The organism is Leifsonia sp. 2MCAF36 (genome assembly GCF_052115525.1).
GTDB lineage: Bacteria > Actinomycetota > Actinomycetes > Actinomycetales > Microbacteriaceae > Leifsonia.
Window position 1 is genome coordinate 183,295 of the sequence record NZ_JBFRGV010000003.1, and the last position, 22,759, is coordinate 206,053.

The 22,759-nt window shown below is 69.2% G+C and carries 23 protein-coding genes; 11 read left to right on the plus strand and 12 right to left on the minus strand.

Translation table 11 applies throughout. From position 1 onward, the window contains the following. The first annotated feature begins 316 nt into the window (after nucleotides 1-316). Both AB4079_RS06185 and AB4079_RS06190 read left to right on the plus strand, forming a co-directional pair. Nucleotides 317-1,411, plus strand: coding sequence for an ABC transporter ATP-binding protein (locus tag AB4079_RS06185; protein ID WP_441786416.1), 1,095 nt, complete (start codon nucleotides 317-319; stop codon nucleotides 1,409-1,411). A 98-nt stretch (nucleotides 1,412-1,509) separates the two neighbouring features. Next, complete coding sequence (locus tag AB4079_RS06190) at nucleotides 1,510-2,811, plus strand: DUF4032 domain-containing protein (RefSeq protein ID WP_441786417.1); 1,302 nt, start codon at nucleotides 1,510-1,512, stop codon at nucleotides 2,809-2,811. Nucleotides 2,812-2,884: 73 nt separating this feature from the next. Here the strand turns inward: AB4079_RS06190 and rlmB are convergent, their stop codons facing one another. The 5 genes from rlmB to AB4079_RS06215 all read right to left on the minus strand — a co-directional run bounded on the left by rlmB (nucleotide 2,885) and on the right by AB4079_RS06215 (nucleotide 7,663). After that, nucleotides 2,885-3,904, minus strand: coding sequence for a 23S rRNA (guanosine(2251)-2'-O)-methyltransferase RlmB (rlmB, locus tag AB4079_RS06195; protein ID WP_441786418.1), 1,020 nt, complete (start codon nucleotides 3,902-3,904; stop codon nucleotides 2,885-2,887). Next, the gene (cysS, locus tag AB4079_RS06200; protein WP_441786419.1) at nucleotides 3,901-5,334 is read right to left on the minus strand and encodes a cysteine--tRNA ligase; all 1,434 of its coding nucleotides are present in this window, start codon (nucleotides 5,332-5,334) and stop codon (nucleotides 3,901-3,903) included. Before cysS ends, rlmB begins: the two co-directional genes overlap by 4 nt. A 26-nt stretch (nucleotides 5,335-5,360) precedes the next feature. Then, the gene (locus AB4079_RS06205) at nucleotides 5,361-5,753 is read right to left on the minus strand and encodes a nuclear transport factor 2 family protein (protein ID WP_441786420.1); all 393 of its coding nucleotides are present in this window, start codon (nucleotides 5,751-5,753) and stop codon (nucleotides 5,361-5,363) included. A gap of 119 nt (nucleotides 5,754-5,872) precedes the next feature. Beyond that, nucleotides 5,873-7,027 (minus strand): 2-C-methyl-D-erythritol 4-phosphate cytidylyltransferase, encoded by a 1,155-nt coding sequence (gene ispD, locus AB4079_RS06210; RefSeq protein WP_441786421.1) that lies wholly within the window; start codon nucleotides 7,025-7,027, stop codon nucleotides 5,873-5,875. A gap of 153 nt (nucleotides 7,028-7,180) precedes the next feature. Then, nucleotides 7,181-7,663, minus strand: a complete 483-nt coding sequence (locus AB4079_RS06215) for a CarD family transcriptional regulator (protein WP_021763858.1) — start codon at nucleotides 7,661-7,663, stop codon at nucleotides 7,181-7,183. A gap of 139 nt (nucleotides 7,664-7,802) precedes the next feature. On the opposite strand from AB4079_RS06215, the gene AB4079_RS06220 reads away from it, so the two are divergent. Further along, on the plus strand, nucleotides 7,803-8,309 hold the full coding sequence (locus tag AB4079_RS06220; protein WP_441786422.1) for a hypothetical protein: 507 nt from the start codon (nucleotides 7,803-7,805) through the stop codon (nucleotides 8,307-8,309). A 38-nt stretch (nucleotides 8,310-8,347) separates the two neighbouring features. Here the strand turns inward: AB4079_RS06220 and AB4079_RS06225 are convergent, their stop codons facing one another. Both AB4079_RS06225 and AB4079_RS06230 read right to left on the minus strand, forming a co-directional pair. Continuing rightward, nucleotides 8,348-9,031: a response regulator gene (locus AB4079_RS06225; protein ID WP_441786423.1), complete on the minus strand. Its 684-nt coding sequence runs from the start codon at nucleotides 9,029-9,031 to the stop codon at nucleotides 8,348-8,350. After that, nucleotides 9,028-10,179, minus strand: coding sequence for a sensor histidine kinase (locus tag AB4079_RS06230; protein WP_441786424.1), 1,152 nt, complete (start codon nucleotides 10,177-10,179; stop codon nucleotides 9,028-9,030). Before AB4079_RS06230 ends, AB4079_RS06225 begins: the two co-directional genes overlap by 4 nt. 187 nt (nucleotides 10,180-10,366) lie before the next feature. On the opposite strand from AB4079_RS06230, the gene phoU reads away from it, so the two are divergent. Continuing rightward, nucleotides 10,367-11,023: a phosphate signaling complex protein PhoU gene (phoU, locus tag AB4079_RS06235; protein WP_441786425.1), complete on the plus strand. Its 657-nt coding sequence runs from the start codon at nucleotides 10,367-10,369 to the stop codon at nucleotides 11,021-11,023. A 110-nt stretch (nucleotides 11,024-11,133) separates the two neighbouring features. Here phoU and AB4079_RS06240 read toward each other — a convergent pair whose 3' ends face one another. Both AB4079_RS06240 and AB4079_RS06245 read right to left on the minus strand, forming a co-directional pair. Further along, nucleotides 11,134-11,556 (minus strand): 2'-5' RNA ligase family protein, encoded by a 423-nt coding sequence (locus tag AB4079_RS06240; RefSeq protein ID WP_441786426.1) that lies wholly within the window; start codon nucleotides 11,554-11,556, stop codon nucleotides 11,134-11,136. Between the two features lie 53 nt (nucleotides 11,557-11,609). After that, a complete protein-coding gene (locus tag AB4079_RS06245) occupies nucleotides 11,610-12,359 on the minus strand; it encodes a phosphoglyceromutase (RefSeq protein ID WP_441786427.1) in 750 nt (249 codons plus the stop codon). Nucleotides 12,360-12,413: 54 nt separating this feature from the next. Between AB4079_RS06245 and AB4079_RS06250 the strand changes: the two genes are divergently transcribed. Next, entirely contained in the window at nucleotides 12,414-13,235 is an 822-nt protein-coding gene (locus AB4079_RS06250) for a class I SAM-dependent methyltransferase (protein ID WP_441786428.1), read from the plus strand. Nucleotides 13,236-13,244: 9 nt separating this feature from the next. Here the strand turns inward: AB4079_RS06250 and ygfZ are convergent, their stop codons facing one another. The 3 genes from ygfZ to AB4079_RS06265 form a co-directional block, all read right to left on the minus strand. Further along, complete coding sequence (gene ygfZ, locus AB4079_RS06255) at nucleotides 13,245-14,360, minus strand: CAF17-like 4Fe-4S cluster assembly/insertion protein YgfZ (RefSeq protein WP_441786429.1); 1,116 nt, start codon at nucleotides 14,358-14,360, stop codon at nucleotides 13,245-13,247. Nucleotides 14,361-14,367: 7 nt separating this feature from the next. Beyond that, on the minus strand, nucleotides 14,368-14,964 hold the full coding sequence (locus AB4079_RS06260; RefSeq protein ID WP_441786430.1) for an FABP family protein: 597 nt from the start codon (nucleotides 14,962-14,964) through the stop codon (nucleotides 14,368-14,370). A 172-nt stretch (nucleotides 14,965-15,136) separates the two neighbouring features. Continuing rightward, a complete protein-coding gene (locus tag AB4079_RS06265; RefSeq protein ID WP_441786431.1) occupies nucleotides 15,137-15,487 on the minus strand; it encodes a hypothetical protein in 351 nt (116 codons plus the stop codon). 98 nt (nucleotides 15,488-15,585) lie between these two features. On the opposite strand from AB4079_RS06265, the gene AB4079_RS06270 reads away from it, so the two are divergent. The 6 genes from AB4079_RS06270 to pstS all read left to right on the plus strand — a co-directional run bounded on the left by AB4079_RS06270 (nucleotide 15,586) and on the right by pstS (nucleotide 22,722). Continuing rightward, entirely contained in the window at nucleotides 15,586-16,341 is a 756-nt protein-coding gene (locus AB4079_RS06270) for a response regulator transcription factor (protein WP_441786432.1), read from the plus strand. Between the two features lie 82 nt (nucleotides 16,342-16,423). Further along, on the plus strand, nucleotides 16,424-18,634 hold the full coding sequence (locus AB4079_RS06275; RefSeq protein ID WP_441786433.1) for an RNA degradosome polyphosphate kinase: 2,211 nt from the start codon (nucleotides 16,424-16,426) through the stop codon (nucleotides 18,632-18,634). Continuing rightward, a complete protein-coding gene (locus AB4079_RS06280) occupies nucleotides 18,631-19,569 on the plus strand; it encodes an NUDIX hydrolase (RefSeq protein WP_441786434.1) in 939 nt (312 codons plus the stop codon). The genes AB4079_RS06275 and AB4079_RS06280 overlap by 4 nt, the downstream gene beginning before the upstream one ends. A gap of 105 nt (nucleotides 19,570-19,674) precedes the next feature. Continuing rightward, entirely contained in the window at nucleotides 19,675-20,487 is an 813-nt protein-coding gene (locus tag AB4079_RS06285; RefSeq protein ID WP_441786435.1) for a hypothetical protein, read from the plus strand. A 122-nt stretch (nucleotides 20,488-20,609) separates the two neighbouring features. Further along, complete coding sequence (locus tag AB4079_RS06290) at nucleotides 20,610-21,470, plus strand: L,D-transpeptidase (protein ID WP_441786436.1); 861 nt, start codon at nucleotides 20,610-20,612, stop codon at nucleotides 21,468-21,470. Nucleotides 21,471-21,627: 157 nt separating this feature from the next. Next, nucleotides 21,628-22,722, plus strand: a complete 1,095-nt coding sequence (pstS, locus tag AB4079_RS06295) for a phosphate ABC transporter substrate-binding protein PstS (protein WP_441786437.1) — start codon at nucleotides 21,628-21,630, stop codon at nucleotides 22,720-22,722. The last annotated feature ends 37 nt before the right edge of the window (nucleotides 22,723-22,759 follow it).

The window sequence follows — 22,759 nt, forward strand, 5'->3', positions numbered from 1 at the left end:
TCTTCCGGGTAGGGCTCTCGGGATCGAACGGGCCGCGCGGGGGACGCGGCGGGTGGCGCACTTGCCGCACGCACACAACCGGGACAGCGTAAACCGGCAGTCTGGGAATCGACCAGACGGTGGCTGGACGCACGACCACAGCGGGCACAGCGTCGGCGGGTCGCTCGCGGAGCCGGTTCACGGTCCGGTCGAGAGCAGGTCCCCCTATGCCATATTATGGCCAGTGGCATCGACGCCATCGGATGTCGACGTCACATTCATCCATTCACAACGGATCGTCCGGCACGTACCTGCCGGTGAAGGAGAAACGAACAACATGGCGACAGTCACTTACGACAAAGCGACCCGGCTCTACCCGGGATCAACCCGCCCCGCAGTGGACGCACTCGACCTGGAGATCGCAGACGGGGAATTCCTCGTTCTCGTCGGTCCCTCGGGTTGCGGTAAGTCCACCTCCCTGCGCATGCTCGCGGGCCTCGAAGAGGTCAACGACGGCAACATCTTCATCGGTGAGCGCAACGTCACCGATGTGCCGCCGAAGGACCGCGACATCGCGATGGTCTTCCAGAACTACGCGCTGTACCCGCACATGACCGTCGCCGAGAACATGGGCTTCGCGCTCAAGATCGCCGGTGTCGGCAAGGAGGAGCGCGCCCAGCGCGTCCTCGAGGCCGCCAAGCTGCTCGACCTGGAGCCGTACCTCGGCCGCAAGCCGAAGGCCCTCTCCGGTGGTCAGCGTCAGCGCGTCGCCATGGGCCGCGCGATCGTCCGTTCGCCCCAGGTGTTCCTCATGGACGAGCCGCTGTCGAACCTCGACGCGAAGCTCCGCGTTCAGACCCGTACGCAGATCGCCTCGCTGACGCGCCGTCTCGGCGTCACCACCGTCTACGTCACGCACGACCAGACCGAGGCGCTGACCATGGGCGACCGCATCGCGGTGCTCAAGGATGGCGTCCTGCAGCAGGTCGGCACCCCGCGCGACCTGTACGCACAGCCGAACAACGTGTTCGTCGCCGGCTTCATCGGCAGCCCGGCCATGAACCTGTTCTCGGCCGACGTCACCGACGGCGGCGTCAAGTTCGGCACCTCGGTCGTCCCGATCGAGCGCGAGACCATCGCGAACGCCGGCTCGTCTGTCACCATCGGCGTCCGTCCGGAGGACGTCGTCGTCTCGTCGACCGAGGGGACGGGCCTGAAGGTCACCGTCGACCTCGTCGAGGAGCTCGGCGCCGACGGCTACCTGTACGGCCACTCCGAGATCGACGGCAAGCGCACCGACATCGTCGGCCGCGTCGACGGTCGCGTCCACCCGAACGCGGGCGACACGGTCTACATCACCCCGAAGCCGGGCCACGTCCACGCGTTCCACGCGGAGTCGGGCGAGCGCCTCGGCGGGGCGGTCGTCGACTAAGCCCGTAGGCTTATCAGCCAAGGAGCGATTCCTCACTCTGCCGCAGTCCGGATCGGGCTGCGGCAGAGTGCTTTCTCACCACCGACCGGAGGACCATCGTGGCCGGATCCGTCAACATCACCGCAGCGACCGTCGACCCGGCGCTCCTCGACCTCCCGTGGAACATCCCCCTGGAGGACTGGTCGAACCAGCACATCGCGCTGCTGCCCAAGGGCATCAGCCGTCACCTGGTGCGGTTCGCCAACCTCTCCGGGTACGTCATCGCGATCAAGGAGACGACGGCCGAGATGGCGCAGCGCGAGTACGACATGTTGCGCACCCTGCAACGCTACGACGTGCCGTGCGTCGACCCGGTCGCGGTCATCAAGAACCGCACGGACGACGACGGAACGCCGCTGAACGCCGCACTGGTCACCCGCCACCTGAAATTCTCGCTCCCCTACCGCGCCCTCTTCTCGCAGACGCTGCGACCGGACACCGCCACACGCTTGGTCGACGCGCTCGCAGTGCTGCTGGTTCGCCTCCACATCGTCGGCTTCTTCTGGGGTGACGTGTCGCTGTCCAACACGCTGTTCCGCCGCGACGCCGGCGCTTTCGCCGCCTACCTGGTGGATGCGGAGACCGGTCAGCTGTACGAGGGCGGCCTCTCGAACGGCCAGCGCGAGAACGACCTGGAGATCGCGCGGGTCAACATCGCGGGCGAGCTGATGGACCTGGAGGCCGGCGGCCGCGCCGACGAGGAGCTGGACCCGATCCGCCTCTCCGAGGGCATCGTCGCCGCCTACCGTTCGCTCTGGAAGGAGCTGACCGGCAGCGAGTCGTTCTCGTCGTCCGAGCGCTGGCGCATCAGCGAGCGCGTCGAGCGCCTCAACGAGCTCGGCTTCGACATCGAGGAGCTGGCGATCAAGACGTCGGAGGAGGGCACGAAGGTGCGCATCCAGCCGAAGGTCGTGGACGCCGGGCACCACCAGCGCCGCCTGTTGCGCCTCACCGGCCTCGACACCGGCGAGAACCAGGCCCGCCGCCTGCTCAACGACCTGGACTCGTACGCTGCGACCCTCGGCAAGGAGGGCCTCGACGAGGAGGCCATGGCGCACGAGTGGCTGCTGCGCGTGTTCGAGCCGGTCATCCGCTCCATCCCCGCCGACCTGAAGGGCAAGCTGGAGCCGGCCGAGGTCTTCCACCAGCTGCTGGAGCACCGCTGGTTCATGTCGCAGAAGGAGGGGCGCGACGTACCTCTGGCCGAAGCGCTGACCTCCTACATCAACGACATCCTGCGGCACCGCCGGGACGAGGCGACCGTGATCGCCCCGCCGACGGAGACCATCGCCATTCCGGTGCTGGGCGCAGCCGCGACGGACGACGACGAGGACGAGGACGACTGGCGCTCGAAGGTCTGAGCGCCGCGCGTCGGCGCCCGTTCGTCACATCCGCCGCTGCTCGCGCAGGTGCTGACGTGACGAACGGCGTCGTTCAGACGCGGCCGCCGGCCTCGGCGCGGAGCTTGGAGATCTCGTAGAGCGTGACGCTCGCCGCGATTCCGGCGTTGAGCGACTCGGTGGAGGCACTGATCGGGATGGACACCACGGCGTCACAGGTCTCGGTCACCAGTCGCGAGAGGCCTTTGCCTTCGCTGCCGACGACGATCACCACGGGGTGGTCGGCGAAGGACAGGCCGGGAAGGGAGGTGTCCCCTCCGCCGTCGAGGCCGAGGACGAAGACGCCGGCCTTCTTGAAGTCCTGAAGCGTTCGCGTCAGGTTGGACGCCATCGCGACGGGCGTCCGTGCGGCGGCGCCGGCAGACGTCTTCCAGGCGGACGCGGTCATGCCGACCGATCGGCGCTGCGGGACGATGACGCCCTGACCGCCGAAAGCCGCGGTCGAGCGGATGATCGCACCGAGGTTGCGCGGATCGGTGATGCCGTCGAGGGCGACGAACAGCGGCGTCTTGCCGGAGCGGATGGTCTGGTCGAGCAGGTCACCGGGGTGGGCGTACTCGTACGGCGGCACCTTCAGCGCCACCCCCTGATGCACCGCGTCACGGCCGGCGAGCCGGTCGAGCTCCGGGCGCATGACTTCCAGCATGGGCAGGTTGCGGCGAGTCGCGATGGAGAGGATCTCCTTCATCCGGTCGTCGAACTCGACGCGAGCCGCAATGTAGAGCGTCGTCGCGGGGATGGCGGCGCGCAGCGCCTCCAGCACCGAGTTCCGGCCCGTCACGATCTCGCTCTCGTCACCGGTCTTGGCGCGACGCGAAGCACCCGACGCACCACGAGGGGCGCCGTCGCGGCCACCGCGCAGTTCGGCTTTGGCGGCCGCCCGCTCGCGGAGGGCCTTCGCCTTGCCCGCGGGGTGGTAGTCCCTGTCCTCCGCCTTCGGGGTCGGCCCGCGACCCTCCAGTGCCTTGCGGCCGTGACCGCCGGTGCCCACCTGGGCGCCCTTCTTGCTCTTGCGCACCGCCCCGGCGCGGGGCTTTCCACCCGAGTTCTTCATGATCCGATGCTCCAATGCGACCCCGTCGGGGTGTCTTCGATGGTTATTCCTGCCGCGGTCAGCTCGTCGCGGATGCGATCGGCTGCCGCGAAGTCTCGTGCGGCCCGGGCGTCCTGCCGGTCGGCCAGCAGCCGGCCGATCAACTCGCCGAGTGCCGACTCCGCCGCCGTCGAGCCGCCGGTCCGCCACTGCGGCGACAGCGGGTTGATGCCCAGCACCTCCGTCATGGCGAGCGCGTGCCCGCGTGCAGTGGCGGCCGCCTCCAAGTCTTCCGCATCCAGCGCCGCGTTCCCTGAACGCACGGTGTCGTGCAGCACGGCGAGCGCCTGCGGCACCGCCAGGTCGTCGTCCATCGCCTCGGCGAAGGCGTACGGGACGACCTCGACACCGTGGCCGGCGAACCGGGTGCCGGCGAGGCGCCGCTCGACGCGCTCGAAGAAGCCCGCGATGCGATCGAGCGCGGCCTCGGCCTCGGCCAGCGAGCCGTCGTTGAAGTCGATGGTCGACCGGTAGTGCGCCGAGCCGAGGTAGTAGCGGACGACCAGCGGGCGTGCGGCACCGAGCAGGTCGGCCGCGTAGACCGAGTTGCCGAGCGACTTGCTCATCTTCTGGCCGTTGACGTGCACCAGCCCGTTGTGCACCCAGTAGTTCGCGAACGCATCGCCGGCCGCCGTCGACTGGGCAACCTCGTTCTCGTGGTGTGGGAAGCGCAGGTCGAGGCCGCCGCCGTGGATGTCGAACTGCGGTCCCAGGTATCGCCGCGACATCGCGGAGCACTCGATGTGCCATCCTGGCCGGCCGTCGCCCCACGGCGAGGGGAATGCGGCGGACTCGGGCTCGTCGGCCTTGCGTCCCTTCCACAGGGCGAAGTCGCGCGGGTCGCGCTTCGCGCGCGGGTCGGCGTCCGCCGCTGCCTCCATGTTGTCGATGCTCTGCCGGGTCAGCTCGCCGTACGACGGCCAGCTCTTCACGTCGAAGTAGACGTCGCCGGAACCGTCGGCGGCCACGTAGGCGTGATCCGCTGCGATCAGACGCTCGATCAGCTCCTGCATCTGCGGGATGCTGGCGGTCGCGCGCGGCTCGTAGGTCGGCGCCTGCACGCCGAGCGCCCGGTAGGCGTCGGTGAACTCCAGCTCGAAACGGTAGGCGAGCGCCCACCACTCCTCACTCCCCCCGGCCGCCTGTGCGGCCGCGGCGTTCACCAGGATCTTGTCGTCGATGTCGGTGACGTTGCGCACCAGGGTGACGTCGAACCCGCGGTACGTCATCCAGCGGCGCAGCTGGTCGTACACCAGGGCCGAGCGCAGGTGGCCGATGTGCGGCGACGACTGGACGGTCGGTCCGCACACGTACATGCCGACCTCGCCGTCGCGCAGCGGGACGAAGTCGCGCAGGGCGGACGCCTTCGTGTCGAAGAGTCGCAGAGTCACGCCCACCAGCCTAGAGGGAGCAGCGGCTAGGAGGCGGCGCGCTGGGCGAGCTCCTCGTTCACCGGCCCGAACGCGACGCGGTCGAGCAGCAGCTCGATGTGCGCGATCCGCCCCTCCCGCACGGTCAGCAGTTCGACGCAGCGCACCGCGCCGGCCGCCGTGTCGGTGACGAAGTCGTAGACCACGCAGGCGCGGTCGCCGGCACTGAACACCTCTCGGATCTCGTTACGGACCAGCGCGGGCAGCAGCCGGTGCAGCGCCTTCAGCCAGCCTTCCTTGTCGAGGGTCGACCCCGCGAACTCGGCGACCAGCGCGACGTCGAGCAGGTCGTCGAGCGGGTCCTCATCGTGCGCGCCCACCGCCTGGATGTACTTGCGTGCGACCGTCTCCGCGTCGGTCTCCGCGTCCGTGGCTGCCATGTCCCGTCCTTCCCACGCCGCTGCCCGCGGCGCTCCACGGGCCACAGTAGGCCAGGGGACGGCCCTCGGCCAGCAGCCTGTCGCCGATCGAGAGGCCGTCTGGACAGGACGAGAGGCCGTCAGGACAGGAGCAACGCCGTCGCCTGCGCCGTGACGCCCTCGCCGCGGCCGGTGAAGCCCAACCCGTCTGTGGTGGTCGCGCCGAGGGAGACCGGCGCGCCCAGGATGGACGACAGCCGCTCCTCCGCCTCGGCCCGGCGGGCGCTGAGCTTCGGCCGGTTGCCGATCACCTGCACCGCGACGTTCCCGATCCGGAAGCCGGCCCCCTCGACCCGCCGCCGCGCCTCCGTGAGGAAGACGTCGCCGTGCGCACCCGAGAACCGCGGGTCGCCCGTCCCGAACACGCCGCCGATGTCGCCGAGGCCCGCGGCGGACAGCAGCGCGTCCACGATGGCGTGCGCGACCGCATCGCCGTCGCTGTGGCCGGCCAGCCCCGGCTCGCCCGGCCAGTGCAGACCGGCCAGCCACAGCTCAGTGCCGGGGTCGACGGCGTGCGTGTCGCTTCCGGTGCCGATGCGCGGCACCGTCCGGCCCGCGAGCAGGTCCTCCGCCCGCTGCAGGTCCCAGGGCGTCGTCACCTTGAACGCGCGCGCGTCACCGGGCACCACATCCACCCGGAAACCCGCCGCCGCCACCAGACCCGCGTCATCGGTCTCGTCGCTCTTCGCGAGGGCGTACGCGGTCAGCAGCTGCTCGCGCGGGAAGGCCTGCGGCGTCTGCACGGCCGACAGCGCCGACCGGTCCACCGTCTCGTGCACTGCGCCATCGGGGCCGACCCGCTTGACGGTATCGGCGACCGGTAGCCCGGGCACCACGCCGTAGCCGCGCTCGAGCACGGCATCCACGACGGCGTCGAAGAGGGATGCGGGCGCCAGAGCGCGCGCGGCGTCGTGCACCAGGACGACGTCGATGCGCGGGTCGACGACGGCGAGGCCCTCGGCGACCGACCGCTGGCGGGAGTCGCCCCCGGCGACGACGGTCACCGGCCGCCCGGTCACCCGCTCGGACAGCTCGCTCGCTTCCTGCAGCAGGTCCGCCGGCGCTACGACGATCGGGTCGGCCGCGTGGCGCATGCCGCGGACGGCATGGAGCGAATGCTCCAGCAGCGTCCGCCCTTGGAGGGTCACGAAGGCTTTCGGGCGCCCCGCGCCCAGCCGCGTCCCGGAGCCCGCTGCCACGACAACGACAGCAACCCGGGTCCCTGTGTTCTCCACGCACCCACCGTACCGGCCCGCGCCGTCGCGCGTGCTGTCCGTCGACACGTATGCGTCTGCTCGCCGCGCCGCAGACGCGACAAAGCGCCACAGCCTGTACCGGGAACGACGAAGGCCCCGCTGCGTGGCAGCGGGGCCTTCGTCGGAACGGCTCTAGGAGGCCAGTACCTCGTCGAGCAGGCTCGAAGCCTTCTCGTCGTCGGTCTTCTCGGCCAGCGCCAACTCGGAGATCAGGATCTGCCGGGCCTTGGCGAGCATGCGCTTCTCGCCTGCGGAGAGACCGCGGTCCTGATCGCGACGCCACAGGTCGCGGACGACCTCGGACACCTTGATGACGTCGCCGGAGGCGAGCTTCTCAAGGTTGGCCTTGTAGCGGCGGGACCAGTTGGTGGGCTCCTCGGTGAAGGGAGCTCGCAGCACCTCGAACACGCGGTCGAGGCCCTCCTTGCCGATGACATCGCGAACGCCGACCAAGTCGACGTTCTCAGCGGGAACCTCGATGGTGAGGTCGCCTTGAGTCACATTGAGCTTGAGGTATAGCTTCTCTTCACCCTTGATGATTCTCTTCTTGACTTCGGTGATCGTTGCGGCACCGTGGTGCGGATAGACGACTGTCTCGCCAACCTCGAAAAGCATAGATTTGTTGTCCCTTCAGCAATGAATAGGATACCACACGAGGCTCGTGCTAAGGTTCGCCCTCACGCCTCCCGGGCCCGCAGCGCGCCTCTCCCGATGGGATAGGGTTGGACTGAAAATTCCACCGGGAGGGTCATCCGTGAAAGCTCGAGTCGCGACGTCCGTCGCCCTCGCCCTGGCCGTCGCACTCGGGACCGCGGGATGCGGTTTCGTCGCTCCGCAGGCCACCACCAAGCACTACGACGCGAGTGACGGAGTGAGCGGCTCGGTCGGCACCGTCGACGTCCGCAACGCGATGATCATCACGGATGCGAAGAACGGCACCGTCGGAAACCTCGTGGTCACTCTGGTGAACACGGGCAACGCGACCCAGCAGGTGTCGATCAGCGCCGGCGACGGCAGTTCCTCCGCTGCGCGGGTCACGGTGAAGCCGGGCCAGGTGAAGCAGCTCGGGCAGGACCCTGAGAACGGCAGTGCCAGCGACATCCTGATCCCGGAATTCACCACGAAGCCGGGCGGCCTGTACTCCGTCTACTTCCGGTACGGCGACCAGACCGGCGTGAACCTCACGGTCCCTGTGCTCGACGGACAGCTCCCCGAGTACGCGAGCCTCGTGCCGCCGACCATCCTGCCGGCCGCCCAGTAACGCTGCCCGTAACGCCGCTCGGTCGGTAACGGCGGCGCTCAGGCGTTGAAGCGGTACCCGAGCCCGCGCACGGTGACCAGCATCCGCGGCTCGGACGGTGTCTCCTCGATGCGCGAGCGGATGCGCTTGATGTGCACATCCAGCGTCTTGGTGTCGCCGAAGTAGTCGCTCCCCCACACCCGGTCGATCAGCTGACCCCTGGTCAGCACGCGACCGGCATTGCGCAGCAGCAGCTCGAGGAGCTCGAATTCCTTCAGCGGCATGGAGATCTCCGCGCCGCTCACGGCGACCGTGTGACGGTCGACATCCATCCGGACCGTGCCTGCCTCCAGCACGCCGTCGTCCTGCAGTTCCTCCTCCTCGACCCGCCGCCGCATGACCGCGCGGATGCGGGCGAGCAGCTCGCGCGACGAGTACGGCTTGGTGACGTAGTCGTCCGCTCCGAGCTCCAGCCCGACCACGATGTCCACCTCGGAGTCCTTGGCCGTCAGCATGATGATCGGCACGTTGGAGCGCGTCCGGATCTCGCGGCACACCTCCGTACCCGGGATCCCCGGCAGCATCAGGTCGAGAAGGATGAGGTCGGCGCCGTTCCGGTCGAACGCGGCCAGCGCGCTGGGCCCGTCCTCGGCGATCTCCACCTCGTAGCCCTCCCGCTTCAGCAGGTACGCGAGGGGCTCGCTGAGCGCGCCCTCATCCTCGACGAGCAGGATGGATGTCACTGGTTGTCTCCTATCGGGGGTCCGGCAGTGGAGGCTTCGGGGAGCCGGATGGTGAACGTGGAGCCGCGCCCGGGCTGCGACCAGACGCGCACCTCCCCGCCGTGGTTCTGGACGGCGTGCTTGACGATGGAGAGCCCGAGGCCAGTGCCACCGGTGTTGCGGGAGCGGGCCTGATCCACCCGGAAGAAGCGCTCGAACACGCGGTCCAGGTCTTCCTCGGGAATGCCCTCGCCCTGGTCGGTCACCGCGATCTCGACGACGCCCCCGGCGTTGCGCACGCCGATCCCGATGCGGGAGTCGTCCGGGGAGTACTGGATGGCGTTCGAGATGAGGTTGTGCACGGCGGTCACCAGCAGGGCCTCGTTGCCGAAAACCAGCGCCTGCTTGTCCCCGCGCATCGCCAGCTCGATGTTCCGCGTCTCCGCCGCCACCCGGTTCTGGTCGATCGCCGCCTTGACCACCGTGCTCGCGGACAGCTCCGTGGCGGTCCCCAGCGCGTCCGTCGCCTGCAGCCGGCTCAACTCGATGATGTCCTGCGTGATGCGGGCGAGGCGCCGCGCCTCCTCCGAGAGCCGGAGCGCGAAGCGGCGCACCTGGTCGGGGTCGTCCGATGCGTCGTCGAGGGCCTCGGCGAGCAGGCCGACCGCCCCGATCGGGGTCTTCAGCTCGTGACTGATGTTGGCCACGAAGTCGCGGCGCACCGCATCCAGCCGGAACGACTCGGTGCGGTCCTCCGCCAGCAGCAGGACGTACCGGGAGCCCAGCCGGGCCACCCGAACGCTGAGGTGGATGTTCGCGTCGCCGAACGGGCCGCGCGACAGTTCGCGCTCCTCGGTGATCGACTCGCCGGTGCGTCGCACGTGGTCGACGAGCTCCACCAGGTGCGGATGCACGAGCGCACCGTTCCACACCAGACCGATCGAGTGGGCGCCGGGCGACGCCTTGATCACGTTGTTGGAGGGGTCGAGCACCACTCCTGCCGACTCCATCGCGTCGAGCACCTGATCCACGCCGTCCGGGACCGCCGGATTCGCGACCTGGACCGCATTGTGTCCGCGACGCTCGGCGATGTGCAGGACCCACACGAAACCGGCGCCGACGGCGAGCCCCAGGCCCAGCGACAGCAGCACCAACCAGGTGGAGTCCATGGCCCCAAGCGTACTGATTCGAATACACGCGCATGGACGCACGCCTCCACGGGCCGCGTCTTTTCGCGGGTACGTTAGACAGTGTTCAGCCCGGCGGCACCGATTGTTAACCTGTCGCGGCGAACATTCTTACGCCGGTCAGAGGGCCGGCATTCTGCGTGCCTGCACGCGAGGAAGGATCCACCCCATGCGCGAAGTCTTCCAGCAGGAGCTGGCGGAGGTTCAAGACCGCCTCGTCGAGATCGCCGAGCTGGTCGTCCGCTCCATCAAGAACGCCACGCAGGCGTTCAACGAGTCGGACGTGAGCCTCGCCGAGGACGTGATCGCCAACGACCACCGCATCGACGAGTTGACGGTGCTGCTCGACGAGCTGTCCATCCAGATCCTCGCCCGGCAGCAGCCGGTCGCGCGGGACCTCCGCATCGTGGTCAGCGCATTGCGCATAAGCGCGTCGCTGGAGCGGATGGGCGACATGGCGGAGCACATCGCCCAGCTCGCGCGTTACCGGTTCCCGGACAAGGTGGTGCCGAAGAGCCTGCGCTCGACGTTCGCCGAGATGGGCCGGCTGGATGTGCAGATCGCGGAGAAGCTGACCGAACTGCTGCGCTCGCAGGACATCCGCCTCGCGGACGAGATCCGCAACGACGACGACGACATCGACGAGCTGCACATCAGCGTCTTCGACAAGGTGCTCGGCGAGACGTGGAAGGGCCAAGCCGTCGACACGGTCGACGCGACCCTCGCCTCGCGCTACCACGAGCGCTTCGCGGACCACGCGGTGTCGATCGCCAAGAAGGTCCAGTACCTCGCCACCGGCGACTGGGCCCCCGACCTCCCCGCCTAACCCCCTCTCTGCTCCCCTCCCGCCCCACCGTCGAGTCCACACTTTTTGCACGCCCCCACGGCGTGTCGCGTGTAGAAAGTGTGGACTCGACGGTGGGTCGTGGCGCGAAGTTAGGCGGGCGGCAGGGGGACGCGAGCGGCGACGCGGCGGAGGCCACCGGGGGCTCGGGCTACGATGCACAGTTCCGTCAGGAGGGCGTGCTCGCCGGGGTGCAGGCGGCCGCGGCGCTGGTCCGTCGCGTGGGCACGGAAGTCCGCGCGGATGTGACGCTGGTCGCGGAGGGTCGCGCCCGTCGCATCCAGCGCATCCACCAGGGACGTGTGCAGGGCGACGAGCGCAGCGGACCCGCGCAGTACGGTCACCGGCACCGTGCCGTGCGTGCCGAAGCGCTCGCGCGTCGCACCGGCGATGGGGATGGGCGGCACGAGCGGCACCAGCGCGGCCACCTGGTCCGCCGCCAGCTCCGTCTCGAACGGAGGGACCACCGTCACGTGCAGCGGCCAGTCCGTGGCCGGAAACTCGTCCGGAGACACGTCGCCGCCGCGCCCCGGAAGGAACGCGACGACGACGAACGTGCTGGTCGTGGCTACTTCTTGCCCTGGGCGGCTACGGCGGCGGCACCGGCGGCGGCGGCCTCCGGGTCGAGGTAGTACGACGGCTCCAGCGGGGCGAAGTCGTCGTCGAGCTTGTAGACGAGCGGGATGCCGGTCGGGATGTTGAGCCCGGCGATGTCCTCACCTGAGATGCCGTCGAGGTGCTTCACCAGCGCGCGCAGCGAGTTGCCGTGCGCGGTGACCAGCACCGTCTTGCCGCCGGCGAGGTCGCGGGTGATGTCCGACTCCCAGTAGGGCAGCATCCGGGCGATGACGTCTTTGAGGCACTCGGTCCGGGGGACGTCGTCGCCGAGGCCGGCGTAGCGCGGGTCGCCCACCTGCGAGAACTCACTGTCGTCGGGCAGCGGCGGCGGCGGAACGTCGAACGACCGGCGCCACAGCTGGAACTGCTCCGGTCCGTACTTCTCGAGCGTCTCCGCCTTGTCGAGGCCCTGCAGCGCACCGTAGTGGCGCTCGTTGAGCCGCCACGACCGCTGCACCGGGACCCAGAGCCGGTCGGCGACGTCGAGCGCGTAGTTCGCCGTCTGGATGGCACGGGTGAGCACCGAGGTGTGCAGCACGTCGGGTGCGAGCCCCGAGTCGCGGAGCAGCTCACCGGCCCGCTTGGCCTCGGCGACGCCGGTCTCGCTGAGACGTACGTCGACCCAGCCGGTGAACAGGTTCTTCTCGTTCCACTCACTGCTGCCGTGGCGCAGGAGGATCAGGGTGTAGGGAGCGGCCATGCCCCCAATCTATCGGGTGACGGTGGTCCGCTGCCGCGCTGGCAGACTGGAGCCATGGCTTCCGGCGCGGTCGGCACGGTGACGCGTGGCACGACGAACACCAACCGGCTGCGCCGCGTCGACCGGTGGATCGCGGCGCTCCCCGAGCTGCGCCGCGCCCGCGACCCTCTGGTGGTGGACCTCGGCTACGGCGCCAGCGGCGTCACCGCGCTCGAACTGCATCAGCGGCTAGCGAAGGCGCGACCCGAGGTGGAGGTCGTCGGGCTGGAGATCGAGCCGGGGCGGGTGCGGACGGCGAACGAGCAGCTCGCTCGGCTGCGGGCCGGCGCGACGGGCTTCGATCCGTCGGCGCGCATCCGCTTCGGCCTGGGCGGCTTCGAAGTGCCACTTCCGGACGGTCGCCGGGCCACTGTCATCCGCGCCTTCAACGTGCTGCGGCAGTACCGCGAGGTCGATGTGGCGGCCGCATGGGGGCGGATGCGGTCCCGCCTCCAGCCCGGAGGCCTGCTGGTCGAGGGCACCTGCGATGAGATCGGCCGGATCGCCAGCTGGGTCGCGCTGGATGCGGACGGGCCGCGATCGCTCACCGTGTCCCTGCGCCTGCGCGGGCTGGACGCGCCGTCTGTCGTTGCGGAGCGGCTTCCGAAGGCGCTCATCCACCGCAACGTCCCCGGTGAGCGGGTGCACCGGTTCCTCTCGGAGCTCGACCGCGAGTGGCGCATCCAGTCGCCGCTCGCCGCCTACGGCCCCCGTCAGCGCTGGATCGCGGTGGCGCAGGCGATGCGCAGCGCCGGCTGGCCGGTGGTCGGCGGCCGGACGCGGTGGCGGTTGGGCGAGCTGACGGTGGAGTGGGAGGCGGTTGCGCCGGCGGAGTGAACGGTGGCCTCAGGCGCGCGGGGTGCGGGTGACCGCGCCGAGCCGGGGCAACCGTGGGACGTGCGCCTCCGCGCCCGCCTCGGGCGGCACCACGATCTCCTGCGCGGCGGCGACGTTGGTTCCGTCCGCCTCCACGGTGAGTGTCGCATCCGGTCTGGTCGACCGCTTGACCACCGCCAGGGCGATCGGTCCGAGCTCGTAGTGCAGGGCGACCGACGTGACCGCGCCCACCTCCTGCCCGTCCAGCGACACGGCGGCACCGGGCTGGGGATGCACGCCCTCCGAACCGTCCAGATGCAGCATCACCAGCCGCCGCGGGGGATGCCCCAGGTTGTGGACCTTGGCCACTGTCTCTTGCCCCCGGTAGCACCCCTTGCTCAGGTGGACGGCCGTGCGCAGCCAGTCCAGCTCGTGCGGAATGGTCCGCTCGTCGACCTCGGTCGAGAACCGGGGCCGCCATGCGGCGATCCGGAGCGCGTCGGCTGCCAGCGTGCCGGCCGACGCCAGCTCGCCGGACAGCACCCGGGCGACCAGCGAGGGCAGCGCGTCGCGTGGCACCAGGCGCTCGCTCCACGTCCATCCGGCGCCGGGATGCTCGCCCTGCGCGTACTGGTGCCCACCGGGCGTCACAGCGTGCCACGGGTCTCGCCAGATGAGCGGGACACCGTTCGGGGCGGCGATCGGCAGCGGAGGATCGGCCAGCGTGCCGATCGTGGCCAGGTCGGCGGAGCGGTCGGCGAGTTCGACCCGCAGCATGAAGCGCATGGAGTCGAGCCACCCCAGGAGTCCGGCGGCTTCCGGCCGGTCGACGAGCATCCACAGCGTCTCGCCGTCGTCGATCAGGCGGACGGCGTGCTCGACGCGACCGGTCACATCCAGCAGCAGTGTCTCCGACGACTCCCCCGGTTGGAGTCCGGTGAGCGCCTGACTCGTCAACGAGTTCAGCCAGCTCAGCCGGTCGGGGCCCTGGATGGTCAGCACCGCACGGTCGGACAGGTCGACGATCGCGGCACCCTCAGCCAGTGCCCGCTGCTCGCCGAGCGGATTGCCGTAGTGCGACGGCACGCCGACATCGGCGAGGTCGACCGCGCCAGCTAGGTCGAGGAAGGGCGAACGCTCCGTCATGATCGCCTCAGTCGACCTTGGCGAGGCGGGCCGACGCGTGCGTGCGCAGCTCCTGCCCGAGGGCGGCGATGTCCCACGCCCAGAGCAGGTGGTTCTCCACCAGCCCGTACAGGCGCGTCGCCGCGGTGTACTCCTTCGCACCGGCCGTGCGCAGGACAGCGTCGGTCGCAAGATCGATGCGCGGACCGGCCACCTGCCCGAGGTAGAGCTCGCTCACGCCATCCGGGTGGATGATCGACACGTCGATCTCGAAGGCGCCGTTCGAGGTCCGCAGCGCCTCGACCGACTGGGCCGTGTTGAACGGTCGCGTTCCGCTGCCCGGAAGCATCGCCGGACCGGAGTCGCCCTCGACGAGCTTGCGGTGCAGCCTCCAGTAGCCCGTCTCGGCGGCGAGCGGCGTCTGCTCCTCATCGAGCACCCAGGAGGTCGACGAGTAATTCAGGTAGCCGAGACCGTCGTGGCTGAAGCTGATCCGCTGGCCGAACTCCAGCTGGGTGTGCTCCTCGCCGACGGCGTAGTCGATCACGCCCGTGCCCTCCCAGATCCCGATCAACCAGGACAGGGGCACCAGCTCGGCGGGGAGGTCGGTCGGGATCTCGATCATGATCCGCGCCTCCCGGCTCAGCGCTGACCGCGGAAGAGGTTGTAGACCACCAGTCCGGAGACGCCGAGGATGGCGAGCGTTGCCAGGCCCAGAAGGCCGACGAAGAAGAGTTCGAGAGCGACCAGCATGCGACCAGTCTAACCAGCAGCCGCCGACATTCGGGCGGAGCGGCTCAGGCCAGGCCCGAGATGAGGGCGAGGATGCCGCCGATCAGCCCCAGCACCACGAAACTGCCGGCCAGCGTCGCGGCCAACCGGGTGACGAATCCGTCCTTCTGCTGCGTTGCCAGCTGGGCGACGAACGCGAGAAGTGCGCAGACGGCGAGCGCCAGCGACAGCCAGGAGGCGTAGGCGGCCGGGCGGGAGAGCACGCCGATCAGGATGCCGAGCACGAGTGCGACCAGCCAGATCGAACCGATGCTGGTGACGGTGACCCACCGCGGAAGCGCGGGCTGCACGGGACCGGCGGCCGCCGCTGGGCCCAGCGCGTGCGGTACGTGGTTCTCCGGTGTCTCGTCGCTCACCCTCCCATTGTGCCCCGCGCGGCCCGACCGCGGCTGTCCGGAAGGACGACCCCGCGTTTCCGGTAGCATTACGGCACCAGACGGATGAGGAGGAATGCGTGGCGCAACTTCTTATCCTCACGTCTGCGTCGGGTTCGTCCGCCTCCAGCACCACCGGGGCGATCAGTTCCTCCGTCGGCGATTCCGCCGGTCCGGGCGCCGAGGTGCTGCCCGCGCTGGCGCTGCTGAGCCACCGCGTCCGCCAGATCCCCGCCGAGCCGGCCTCTCTCATCAACGCGCCGAGCTGCGACCTCATCTTCGTGGATGCCCGCCGCGACCTGGCGAGCGCTAAGTCGCTCTGCAAGATCCTCACCACCACCGGGGTGACGGTCCCGCTGCTGCTCGTGCTGACGGAGGGCGGGCTCACCGCCGTGAGCGCCGACTGGGGCGTCAGCGACGTCGTGCTCGATGTGGCGGGCCCCGCCGAGGTGGATGCGCGCATCCGGCTCGCAATCGGCCGCCAGACCCAGGAGCACTCGCAGTCGAAGATCCAAGCCTCCGGCGTCACCATCGACGAAGCCAGCTACTCGGCGAAGGCGCACGGCCGTCAGCTCGACCTCACTTTCAAGGAGTTCGAGCTGCTCCGCTTCTTCGCGACGCATCCGTCTCGGGTGTTCACGCGCGAGCAGTTGCTCAGCGAGGTGTGGGGTTACGACTACTTCGGCGGGACGCGGACGGTCGACGTCCACGTCCGTCGCCTCCGCGCGAAGCTGGGCGACCTGGAGTCGCTGATCGGGACCGTGCGCAACGTCGGCTACCGCTTCAACGTCTACGAGGAGGACAACGACCGCCTCCCGACGTCGGTCCGTTCCTGAGTCCATTCATCCACAGGCAGCGTTTATCCACCGTTTACGTGCGACCGTCCCGGGCGCTTGCCCGCGGTGACATGATGGGTGGATGGACGAGCGCACCACTCTGGAGAACGGCCTTTTCGACACAGGGCTGGGCGGGAGCCTGGGCAGCGACTTCGACGACGACTTCGCTCCCTTCATCTACGAGCCCGACCCGTCCCTCCCCGAGAACCGCTACCTCGACCGTGAACTGAGTTGGCTCGCCTTCAATCAGCGGGTGCTCGAGCTGGCTGAAGACCCACTCCTGCCGGTGCTGGAGCGCGCGAACTTCCTGGCGATCTTCGCCAGCAATCTCGACGAGTTCTTCATGGTGCGGGTCGCCGGCCTGAAGCGCCGCATCGCGACCGGCCTGGCCGTGCCGACCAATGTCGGGCGTGCGCCGCAGGAGGTGCTGGCCGATATCTCCGAGATGGCGCACGAGCTGCAGCTGCGGCACGCCCGCGCCTACCACGACCTGGTGCAGCCGGAGCTCAGCAAGGCCGGCATCACGGTGGCGACCTGGGATGAGTTGGATGAGGCCGACCGGGCACAGATGCGCGAGGTGTTCTCGCAGCAGATCTTCCCGGTGCTGATGCCCCTCGCGGTCGACCCCGCCCACCCCTTCCCCTACATCTCCGGCCTCTCGCTCAACCTGTCGGTTCGCGTGCGCAACTCCCGTACCGGCAAGGAGCAGTTCGCCCGGCTCAAGGTGCCGCAGATGCTGCCGCGGTTCGTCCGCATCGACCAGCGCGAAGGGCTGGGCCAGGTCCGGTTCATCATGCTCGAAGACTTGATCGCCAACCACCTGGGCGACCTCTTCCCCGGCATGGAGATCCTCGAGCACCACGTCTTCCGCATCACCCGCAACGAAGACGTCGAGATCGACGAAGACGAGACCGAGAACCTCATCCAGGCCCTGGAGCGGGAGCTGCTGCGGCGCCGGTTCGGTCCGCCGATCCGGCTCGAGGTCACCGACGACATGGACCCGGTCACCCTCGGGCTGCTGGTCCGCGAACTCGACGTGACCGAGCAAGAGGTCTACCGACTGCCCGCACCCCTCGACCTCGGCGGGCTGTTCGACCTGGCCAAGATCGACCGGCCCGACCTGCACTACCCCAACCACGTTCCGACCACCCCGGCGCAGTTGATGCCGAGCGAGCCGAACGCCAAGCCGGACATCTTCGCTGCCATCTCGCGGCAGGACGTCCTCGTGCACCACCCGTACGAGTCCTTCGCCACGAGCGTCCAGGCGTTCCTGGAGCAGGCGGCGGCCGACCCGCATGTGCTCGCCATCAAGCAGACGCTGTACCGCACCTCGGGCGACAGCCCGATCGTCGAGGCGCTCATCGACGCCGCCGAGGCGGGCAAGCAGGTGCTGGCGCTGGTCGAGATCAAGGCCCGCTTCGACGAGCAGAACAACATCTCCTGGGCACGCAAGCTCGAGAAGGCGGGCGTGCACGTCGTCTACGGGCTGGTCGGACTCAAGACCCACTGCAAGCTCGCCCTCGTCATCCGCGAGGAGAAGGGGGTGCTGAAGAGCTACAGCCACATCGGCACGGGCAACTACAACCCGAAGACCTCCCGAATCTACGAAGACCTGGGGCTCTTCACGGACGACGACCAGGTCGGCAAGGATCTCACCCGACTCTTCAACGAACTGTCGGGCTACGCGATCGAGAAGAAGTTCAAGCGTCTGCTCGTCGCGCCGCTGCACCTGCGGAAGGGGCTCCTCAAGCGGATCGACGCGGAGCGGGCGAACGCCGAGGCCGGCCGCCCCTCCGGCATCCGCATCAAGCTGAACTCCATCGTCGACGAGGCGATCATCGACGCGCTCTACCGGGCCAGTCAGGCCGGTGTGCCGGTCGACCTCTGGGTGCGCGGCATCTGCGGGGTCGTCCCGGGCCGCGAAGGGCTCTCTGAGAACATCCGCGTGCGTTCGGTCCTCGGCCGCTATCTGGAGCACTCCCGCGTCTTCTCGTTCGTCAACGGCGGTGACCCCCAGGTCTACATCGGCAGCGCCGACATGATGCATCGCAACCTCGACCGCCGTGTCGAGGCCCTGGTCCGGCTCGCCGACCCGGAGCACCTGCGCGAGCTGGAGAACCTTTTCGACCTGGCGTTCGACGAGCGCACCGCGACCTGGAAGCTCGACCAGGACGGCGTGTGGACGCGGCACCACCTCGACGCCGACGGCAAGCCGCTGGTCGACCTGCAGAGCAAGCTCATCCAGCAGTACAGCCACCGCCCACGCAGCACCCGTACGGGATCGAGGCGGTGAGCCCGGCCATCTACGCCGCGGGCGCCCTCTGCTGGCGGGTCGTGGACGACCGGATCGTCGTGCTCCTGGTGCACCGTACCAAGTACGGCGACGTGACCATCCCCAAAGGCAAGGTCGACCCGGGTGAGACACTCCCGCAGACCGCCGTCCGCGAAATCCAGGAAGAGACGGGGCTGCGGATCGGCCTCGGAGTGCCGCTCGGTGTCTCCACCTACCCGCTGAGCAGCGGACGCGAGAAGATCGTGCACTTCTGGGCAGCGGAGGTCGGCGACAAGGCGATCGCCCAGTCGACGTTCGTCCCGAACAGCGAGATCGCGGCCATCGAGTGGGTCACCATCAAGAAGGCCCGCGGCTACCTCACCTACGAGCGCGACGTCGAGATCCTCGACGCGTTCGACGCGCTGGTGCACCAGGGCATCACCTCGACGTTCGCTCTGATCGCGCTACGGCACGGCAAGGCGGCCCCGCGTGACCGCTGGGAGGGCACCGACGCTTCGCGCCCCCTGGTCGAGCGCGGCGTGAAGCAGGCCGCCGCCGACGTCACGACGTTGCAGGCCTGGCGGCCGAAACGGATCGTCACGAGCGATGCGGTCCGCTGCGTCACCACCGTGGCCCCCCTGGCCGCAGCGAGCGGGATCAAGCCGCACCGCGACCACGGCATCAGCCAGGAGGCTTACGAGGAGGGCCAGCCGGAAGTGCGCCGGGTCGTCGGCAAACGCATCCGCTCGCGCAAGACGGCAGTGCTCTGCAGCCACGGGCCCGTCCTTCCCGAGATCATGCGCGAGATCGCCCTGGCGACGGGCACGATGCCCGGCGCCTACCTCAACGATGCCGCAGACCTGGATACAGGCGGCTTCTCTGTGGTGCACCTCTCGGCTACCAACCCGGCCTCCGGGATCGTCTCCATCGAGACGTACGCGCCCGTCGACGGCTAGAAACTGGCCGCAATCATCGTAGATGGTTGATACGTGTATTTTAGTTCCTCTAGGGTTATGCCCGGGTTGCCGATCGGCATCCTGAGTCAGCACTAGGGATATTGAATGACACGCTCAACACGAATCCGCTTCGGCGCCCTCGCGGCCGCAGCAGCCGTCGTCGCCGGCGGCCTCTTCGCCGCCGCTCCGGCCCACGCTGCGAACGGGACGATCACCGCCGCCAACACCACGTTCACCGCGGGAAACTGGGGCTCGGGTCTCACCATCACCGGTTCCGGCTTCACTCCCGGCTCCACCGCCACGTTCCTCTTGAGTCTCCAAAACCTGACCGTGATCGATACGCACGTCGCGACGGCACCCGTCGACGCCACCGGTGCGTTCACTGAGACCTACATCCCGCCAGTCGGGTTCCCGACGCTCGCGCCGGGCGCGGGGCTTACGCTCCTCGTGAGGACCGACGTCGGCGATCTTTCCAACTTCCTGTCGCTGACTGTGAACCCCGCTCTCCCGCCGAAAGGCATTCAGGCGAGGGCGACGACCGTGACGACCGCCGAGCTGGCGGACCCGAACACCGGCGTCAGCATCCACGCCGCCGGGTACAACCCCGGCGAGCTGGTCACCGCCACCGTCGTCTACGGCGGTAGCACGGACACAGTAGGCCCGCACACGGCGGCCGCAGACGGCACCGTCGACTTCGGCCTCTCCCTGGCCGCGGGACTGGCCGTGGCCGGCACCATGAACATCACCGTCGTGGGCGGCACCTCGGGTGTCAGCCAGAGCATCGACATCACGGTGACGGGCCCGGATGTCCTCGTCGACGGCAGTGAACCGTCCACCGCCCCGGTGATCGACGCCGCTGAGACACCCGCGAGCAGCGCTTCGACCTCCGCGGCAAAGCTCCCGGTCGTCAGCGGCTGATCACAGCCCTCCGCACGGCGGCGGTGTGGACCGGTATGGTCCGCACCGCCGCCGTATTCCCGTCTCCGTATTCCCACAGCGCGCGAGCCCCCATTCATCCCCCTACTCCCCTGGACCCCGCCATGACCCCGCCTCGTCTCCCCGCCGCCGCCCTCGCCGCTGCCATCGTGCTCACGACCGTCACAGCCTGCGGCACGTCCGTCACCAGCACCGCGCCCAGCGCCACACCGACGGCGACGGCGGACGCAGGTCCGGCGCTTCCCGCGGCGCTCACACCGACACAGATCGCCGCGCTGCCCGCGACCACCTACGACGCGGTCATTCCCGGATTGCTCGCCGCGCCCGCGGCGGCCAGGATCAAGGCCGCGTACCACGTCGCCTTCGACACGGTGGTCTACGGCGCCGACTTCACGACCCCGGTCGCACGCATCCCGGCAAAAGACTTCCTCGGCGAGCCCACGGTCGTCGTCCGGGTCGCGTCGAGGGGCAAATGGTCGCAGGTCCTGACGGCGGCCCGTCAGCAGCTTCCTTCGAAGGCGACCACTGACGCTCCTGCTCCCGCGCAGAGCTCCGCCTGGGTCCGCACATCCTCCCTGCAGATCGCCACCCCCCTCAGCCGGAGCATCGCGATCTCGGCTTCGAAGCAGACGCTCACGATTGTCGACGCGGCAGGGGAGGCACTGCAGACCTTCCCGGTCGGTGTCGGCACGTCCAAGACGCCCACGCCGACGGGTACCGGGTACCTGCAGGCGCGCTATCTCGACCCCGCTCAGAACCAGACCGAACACCGGATCCAGCTCACCTCCCTCCACGCGACGACAGCGGACGAGCCGTACGGCGGCTCCGACGGCGGCCTCATCGGCATCCACTTCCAGTCCACCGCCACCGGCGCGGTGTCGCACGGCTGCGTCCGGCTGTCCGCCGAAGCCATCGCCGCAGTGGATGCGCTCCCGCTGGGCACGGCGGTGCAGATCACCGCCTGATCACACCGCGGATTCACAGGGCCGCACGGACAAGAGAACACCCCGCGTTAACCTTCCGTTTACCGCTCCGGGGGACTCTGGACAGACACCGGGAATAGCGTCTCACGCGGGTCGCACCGACCCCGTCCTGTTGTTACTGATCCCCGAAGGGACAACTGTGAATCTCAAGCGCATCGGCGCTCCCGTGGCTCTGCTTGCCGCCGCCGCCATCTCGCTCACCGCCTGTGCGGCGAACGAGGGCAGCACGCCGTCCACCACGACGGCCAAGGCCTCGAACCTGACCGGCACGCTGAACGGCATCGGCTCGTCCGCCCAGGGCGCGGCGCAGACCGTCTGGGCCGCCGGCTTCCAGCAGGCCAACCCGAAGGCCACCATCAACTACGACCCGCAGGGTTCCGGCGCGGGCCGCAAGAGCTTCATCTCCGGCGCGGCCGACTTCGCCGGCTCCGACGCCGCGCTCAAGGACGAGGAGCTCGCCTCCACGTTCACCGGGTGCGCCGCGGGCAGCAAGGGCATCGACCTCCCCGTCTACATCTCCCCGATCGCCATCGCGTACAACGTCGACGGCGTCAAGGACCTGAAGCTCGACGCCGCGACCATCGCGGGCATCTTCTCGGGCAAGATCACCACGTGGGACGACGCCAAGATCAAGGGCCAGAACTCGGGCGCCACGCTCCCGTCGGCCCCGATCACGGTCGTCCACCGCTCCGACGACTCGGGCACCACCCAGAACTTCACCGAGTACCTCGCGGCGAACGCCCCCGACGTCTGGACTGCCCCGGCCGCCCAGACCTTCCCGTTCCAGGTCGGTGACGCAGCCAAGGGCACCTCGGGTGTCGCGGACGCCACCAAGAACGCGAAGAACTCCATCACCTACATCGACGAGTCGGGTTCGGCCGGGCTGAGCATCGCCCAGCTGAAGGTCGGCGACACCTACACGAAGATCAGCGCCGACGGTGCTGCCGCCGTGGTCGCCGCCTCCCCCATCGCCGACGGTCGCACGGCCAACGACCTGGCCATCAAGATCGACCGCAAGGACACCAAGAAGGGCGCCTGGCCGCTCGTTCTCGTCTCCTACGTGATCGCGTGCCAGCAGTACACGGACGCCGCCAAGGCGGACCTGGTGAAGGGCTACGTCGACTACATCATCTCCAGCGACGCCCAGAAGGCCGCCGCGGAGCAGGCCGGCTCGGCCCCGCTGTCGAGCGACCTCGCTGACAAGGTCTCGAAGGCCACCGCCAGCATCAAGTAGTGCTTTACCCGCTCGGCCTGGGCTGTCCACAGCCCGG

Excerpts from the sequence above, each read along its gene's own strand:
- AB4079_RS06185 (WP_441786416.1), top strand. The coding sequence starts at position 317 with ATGGCGACAGTCACTTACGACAAAGCGACCCGGCTCTACCCGGGATCA.
- rlmB (WP_441786418.1), bottom strand. The coding sequence starts at position 3,904 with ATGAAGAACTCGGGTGGAAAGCCCCGCGCCGGGGCGGTGCGCAAGAGC.
- AB4079_RS06205 (WP_441786420.1), bottom strand. The coding sequence starts at position 5,753 with ATGGCAGCCACGGACGCGGAGACCGACGCGGAGACGGTCGCACGCAAG.
- AB4079_RS06215 (WP_021763858.1), bottom strand. The coding sequence starts at position 7,663 with ATGCTTTTCGAGGTTGGCGAGACAGTCGTCTATCCGCACCACGGTGCC.
- AB4079_RS06230 (WP_441786424.1), bottom strand. The coding sequence starts at position 10,179 with ATGGACTCCACCTGGTTGGTGCTGCTGTCGCTGGGCCTGGGGCTCGCC.
- phoU (WP_441786425.1), top strand. The coding sequence starts at position 10,367 with ATGCGCGAAGTCTTCCAGCAGGAGCTGGCGGAGGTTCAAGACCGCCTC.
- AB4079_RS06245 (WP_441786427.1), bottom strand. The coding sequence starts at position 12,359 with ATGGCCGCTCCCTACACCCTGATCCTCCTGCGCCACGGCAGCAGTGAG.
- AB4079_RS06250 (WP_441786428.1), top strand. The coding sequence starts at position 12,414 with ATGGCTTCCGGCGCGGTCGGCACGGTGACGCGTGGCACGACGAACACC.
- ygfZ (WP_441786429.1), bottom strand. The coding sequence starts at position 14,360 with ATGACGGAGCGTTCGCCCTTCCTCGACCTAGCTGGCGCGGTCGACCTC.
- AB4079_RS06260 (WP_441786430.1), bottom strand. The coding sequence starts at position 14,964 with ATGATCGAGATCCCGACCGACCTCCCCGCCGAGCTGGTGCCCCTGTCC.
- AB4079_RS06275 (WP_441786433.1), top strand. The coding sequence starts at position 16,424 with ATGGACGAGCGCACCACTCTGGAGAACGGCCTTTTCGACACAGGGCTG.
- AB4079_RS06285 (WP_441786435.1), top strand. The coding sequence starts at position 19,675 with ATGACACGCTCAACACGAATCCGCTTCGGCGCCCTCGCGGCCGCAGCA.
- AB4079_RS06290 (WP_441786436.1), top strand. The coding sequence starts at position 20,610 with ATGACCCCGCCTCGTCTCCCCGCCGCCGCCCTCGCCGCTGCCATCGTG.